The organism is Streptomyces otsuchiensis (genome assembly GCF_004305975.1).
GTDB classification, from domain to species: domain Bacteria; phylum Actinomycetota; class Actinomycetes; order Streptomycetales; family Streptomycetaceae; genus Streptomyces; species Streptomyces otsuchiensis.
In genome coordinates this window covers 1-4,802 of the sequence record NZ_BHZI01000365.1, presented here as the reverse complement: position 1 = coordinate 4,802, position 4,802 = coordinate 1, and the positions used below count along the sequence as shown (strand labels likewise).

Annotated in this window: 5 protein-coding genes; all 5 read left to right on the top strand. The window is 73.8% G+C overall.

Translation table 11 applies throughout. The annotated features are described in order from the left end of the window. Nucleotides 1-792 (top strand): ABC transporter ATP-binding protein (locus tag E0D90_RS23655; RefSeq protein WP_438827441.1); only part of this gene is annotated, 792 nt, incomplete at its 5' end. Further along, nucleotides 789-1,709: an ABC transporter ATP-binding protein gene (locus E0D90_RS23650; protein WP_130800016.1), complete on the top strand. Its 921-nt coding sequence runs from the start codon at nt 789-791 to the stop codon at nt 1,707-1,709. The genes E0D90_RS23655 and E0D90_RS23650, both read left to right, overlap by 4 nt. Beyond that, nucleotides 1,706-2,638, top strand: a complete 933-nt coding sequence (locus tag E0D90_RS23645) for a branched-chain amino acid ABC transporter permease (RefSeq protein WP_103502469.1) — start codon at nt 1,706-1,708, stop codon at nt 2,636-2,638. Before E0D90_RS23650 ends, E0D90_RS23645 begins: the two co-directional genes overlap by 4 nt. Beyond that, the gene (locus E0D90_RS23640) at nt 2,635-3,858 is read left to right on the top strand and encodes a branched-chain amino acid ABC transporter permease (protein WP_130800015.1); all 1,224 of its coding nucleotides are present in this window, start codon (nt 2,635-2,637) and stop codon (nt 3,856-3,858) included. Before E0D90_RS23645 ends, E0D90_RS23640 begins: the two co-directional genes overlap by 4 nt. Further along, a complete protein-coding gene (locus E0D90_RS23635; RefSeq protein WP_130800014.1) occupies nt 3,855-4,775 on the top strand; it encodes an alpha/beta fold hydrolase in 921 nt (306 codons plus the stop codon). Before E0D90_RS23640 ends, E0D90_RS23635 begins: the two co-directional genes overlap by 4 nt. The last annotated feature ends 27 nt before the right edge of the window (nt 4,776-4,802 follow it).

The following is a 4,802-nucleotide window of genomic DNA, read 5'->3' as shown; positions in this document are numbered from 1 at the left end:
CCCGCCACCCCTGCCGCGACGGCTGCCACCACCACCGGCGCGGCGGGGGGACCGGCCCGCCCGGACGTGCTGCGGCTGTCCGCGCTGAGTTGGGCCGTCGGCCCGGTCACCATCGTCGACTCCATCGATCTCGCCGTCCGTGAGGGCGAGTTCCTCGCCCTGATCGGCCCCAATGGCGCGGGCAAGACCTCGCTGTTCAACCTGGTGTCCGGCGTCACCCGTCCCACCGGCGGCACGCTCGCCCTGGACGACCGCGCGGTCGACCGGCTGCCGCCGCACCGCCGCGCCCGGCTCGGGATCGGACGCACCTTCCAGTCCTCGTCCGTCTTCCCGACGATGACCGTGGCCGAGCACGTCGAGCTGGCCGCGCGCGCCGTCGGCGCCCGCCGCGTCACCGACGCCGACCGGGCCGGGGTGCTGGAGCGGGTACGGCTCGGCCACCGGGCGGACCAGCAGGCCGGCGGCCTCTCGCACGGTGACAAGCGCAAGCTCGAACTGGCCATGCTGCTGGCCTCGACCGTCTCCGGCGACGGCCCTCGGCTGATGCTGCTCGACGAGCCGATGGCCGGCGTCGCCGCCGAGGAGATCGGCGAACTGACCGACGTCATCCGCTCGTTGCACCGAGACGAGGGCCGCACCCTGCTCATGGTCGAGCACCACATGGACGTGGTGCTCGACCTCGCCGACCGCATCGCCGTGCTGCACCACGGAGTCCTGCTCGCCGACGGCACCCCCGAGGCGGTCATGGCCGACCCCGAGGTGCAGCGGGCCTACCTCGGAGAGGCGATATGAGCCCCCACCACCCCGCGGCCGATGCCGAAGCGTCCGGCGAGCGGGCGACCGCCGCCCCGGAGACCGCCGCGCCGATCCTCGAACTGCGCGGACTGCGCGTGGACATCGCCGGATCGCGCATCCTGCAGGGCGTGGACCTCACCGTCCCCGCCACCGGCGTCACCGCCCTGATGGGCCGCAACGGCGTCGGTAAGACCACCACGGTCCGCGCCGTGCTCGGACTGCTGCCCGACGAGGGGCACATCACCGGCGGCCAGGTGCTGTTCGGCGCCGAGCGTCACGACATCACCCGCGAGCCGACCCACGCCACGGTCCGCCGCGGCATCGGCTACGCCCCCGAGGACCGCGGGGTGTTCACCCAGTTGACCGTCGCCGAGAACCTCGCCCTGGCCGAACGGCCGGGCGGGACACCGGACTACGCGCTGGTGCACGAACTCTTCCCCGAACTGGAGCAGCGCCGCGACCAGCGTGGCGGGACACTCTCCGGCGGACAGCAGCAGATGGTGGCCATCGCCCGGACCCTGCTCAACGAGAACCGGCTGATCATCGTCGACGAACCGACCAAGGGCCTCGCACCGCGCGTCGTCAGCGAGGTCACCGAGGTACTGGGGCGCGCGGCCGCCCGGGTGCCGATGCTGCTGGTCGAACAGAACCTCGCGGTGATCCGCCAACTCGCCGACCGCGCCGTGGTGCTGGACGCGGGCCGGGTCGTGCACACCGGGCCAGCCGCCGAACTCCTCGCCGACCGCGAACGCACCACCACCCTGCTCGGCGTCGGCCGGGCCGCCGAACTCCCCGCAGCCGAACCGGGGTCGGGCCTCACCGACGCGAACACCGACGCGTCGAACCCCGGAGCCGGCCCCGACCCCGTGCGCGGCCCCGGCAACGGAAACTCATCGAAGGGAGCGGACCGTTGAGCACCTTCGTCCTGCTCACCCTGACCGGCTTCGGCCTGGGCGCCCTGTACTTCCTGATCGCCTCCGGACTCGCCCTGATCTTCGGGCTGATGGACGTGCTCAACTTCGCGCACGGCGCGTTCCTCACCGTCTCCGCCTACGCCGCCTGGCACACCGCCACCACGGTCGGCGGCGTCAACGGCCTCATCCTGGCCGTGCTCACCGGCGCGGCCGTCGGCACTGTGCTGGCCGTGATCGTCGAACGGCTGCTGATCCGGCGGCTGTACGGCCGGCCCAAGGAACAGATCCTGGTCACCGTCGGCCTGTCGCTGACCATCCCGGCGCTGGTCCAGGCGTACTGGGGGCCGGACTCCCGGCCGTTCCCCGTCCCCTCCGCGCTCTCCGGGACGGTGCCGGTGCTGGGGGCCAACGTCCCCGTCAACCGGTTCGTGCTGATCGTGGCCGCCGTCCTCGTCCTCATCGGCGTGCGGCTGTTCCTGGACCGCACCCGCTACGGGCTGATCGTGCGGGCGGGCGTGGAGGACCGGCACATGGTCACCGCCCTCGGAATCGACGTCACCCGCGCCTTCACCCTGATCTTCGCCCTCGGCGGCGCGCTCGCCGGGCTCGCCGGAGTCCTCGGCGGCCTCTACTTCGGCTCGCTCTCCCCGCACCAGGGCACCGCGCTGCTGATCTTCGCCTTCGTGGTGGTGATCATCGGCGGGATGCACTCCATCACCGGGGTCGCGCTCTCCGCGCTGACGGTGGGCCTCGTCCAGCAGTACGCCAACTACTACGTGGCGGGCGGCTTCGGGGACTTCGCGGTCGTCATCCTGCTCGCTGTCGTCGTCCTCGCCCGGCCAACCCCCGGCCGCCGCTCCCCGGCGAGTCTGCTGCGCGACCTCCTCGCGCCGCGCCGCGCCGTCGCCACCACCGGAGGCCAGCCATGACCACCGCGACCACCGCGACCACCGCCGGACCGGCGGACCCGGCCGGCGCCCCCGCCGGCGGCGGCGACGGAGGCGGACCGCCCACCGGGGCGCCCACCGGCCTCGCCGGGCTCGGACACCGGCTCGGACGGCGGCGCGGCTGGATCGCGCCCGCCGCCGTGCTGCTGATCCTGCTCACGCTGCCCTACTCCGCGCTGAGCATCCCGCTGCTGCTGGACGGCCCGGTCAACTCCGCCGGCTCGCTGCAACTCTTCGCGCTCTGCCTGCTCTTCGGTGGCCTCGCCCTCAGCTACGACCTGCTGTTCGGCCGCACCGGGCTGCTCTCCTTCGGCCACGCCCTCTACATCGCGGGCGGCGCCTACGGCACCCAACTGGCCATGTCCGAATGGGGGATGACCCTCGTCCCGGCCGCGCTGACCGTCGTCGTGCTCGGCAGCGTCGCCGCCTGCCTGCTCGGTGCCATCTCGCTGCGCACCCTCGCGCTGGGCGGTGTCGGCTTCGCCATGGTGACGCTCGCCTTCGCCCAGGCCGGGTCGATCTGGGTGCAGCGCAACCCCGGCGGCCTCACCGGTGGCGAGGAGGGGCTGCCGCTGCTCGCGGAGGCCATCCCGGACGCCTTCATCGGCGTCAACAACACGGTCAACCTCTACTGGCTGGCGCTCGGTTACCTGGTGCTGACCGCCGCCGTCGTCTGGACCGCGGCCGCCTCCCCGGCCGGCAAGGTCTGGCAGGCCGTCCGGGACAACGAGCAGCGGGTCTCGGTGCTGGGCCGCGACCCGTTCCGGCACAAGCTCGGTGTCTTCGTGCTCGCCTCCGCGCTGGCGCTGCTGGGCGGCGTGGTCTACCTCGTCGTCACCGCCGGAGTGACCCCGCACGCCTCCACGCCGGAGTTCACCCTCACCCTGCTGGTGATGGTGGTCCTCGGTGGCGCCGGCACCCGCTGGGGCCCAGTGATCGGCGGCGTCCTCTTCATCTACCTCGACCACCGGCTCGGCGCCCTGGGCGTCTCCGACGCGGTCGAGTCGCTGCCGCACGCCCTGTCGGCGCCGCTCGCCGAACCACTCGTGGTGCTCGGCATCCTCTTCGTCCTCGCCGTCTACCTTGTCCCCGGCGGCCTCGCCCAGGCCGGCTGGCGCCCGGCACGCCGAAGCAAGCGGGCGGCCGCCGCGACCGCCTCCGGCCCGGAGGCCGGCAACACCGCGAAGGGGAGCACCCGTTGAACGGCGACCAGAGCCCCGCACCGGCCCGCCCCGGTGAACACCCGCTTGAAGTACGTGAGTTGAGGGTCCCCGTCCAGGGCGGACAGCTCGCCGTCTCCCACTGGCCGGGCGACACCGCCCACGGAGCCGACGACGCCGAACCCGTCGTCGCCCTGCACGGAATCACCGCCAACGGACGGGTCTTCGACGCCCTCGCCCGCCGGCTCCCCGACCGCCACCTCTACGCCCCCGACCTGCGCGGCCGGGCGGGGTCCCGGCGACTCCCCGGCCCGTACGGACTCGGCGCGCACGTCCGCGACCTGATCGCGCTCCTGGACCACCTCGGTCGCACCGGCCCGCGCCGTGTCGTCCTGCTCGGCCACTCCATGGGCGCCTTCACCGCCGCGCTCGCCGCCGCCCACCACCCCGAACGGTTCCGGCGGGTCCTGCTGGTCGACGGCGGCCTCGGCATCACCGCCCCGCCCGGCGACATCGACGCCCAGCTCGACGCCGTCATCGGCCCCGCCATGCGCCGCCTCGACATGACGTTCCCCGACCGCGACGCCTACCGCGCGTTCTTCGCCGCGCACCCCGCCCTCGCCGCCCACTGGGGCGAGGACGTGCGCGGCTACGTCGACCGCGACCTCGTCGGCGAGCCCCCGGCCATGCGCAGCAGCTGCGTCAAAGCTGCGATCCGCGAGGACGGCGCCGACGTGCTCGGCAACCCCGACATCACCGCAGCCGCGCACCGGATCGACGTTCCGGCCGAACTGCTCTGGGCCGAACGCGGATTGCTCGACGAGCCGCAGGGGCTCTACGACGAGCACCGCGTCGCCGGCTCACCGGTCCCGGCCCGGCCGGTGCCGGACACCAACCACTACTCCATCCTGCTCGCCGACCACGCGACGCGAGCCCTGGCGCGGGCGGTACGGACATGACGACCGACACCCACCGCCCCACCCCGG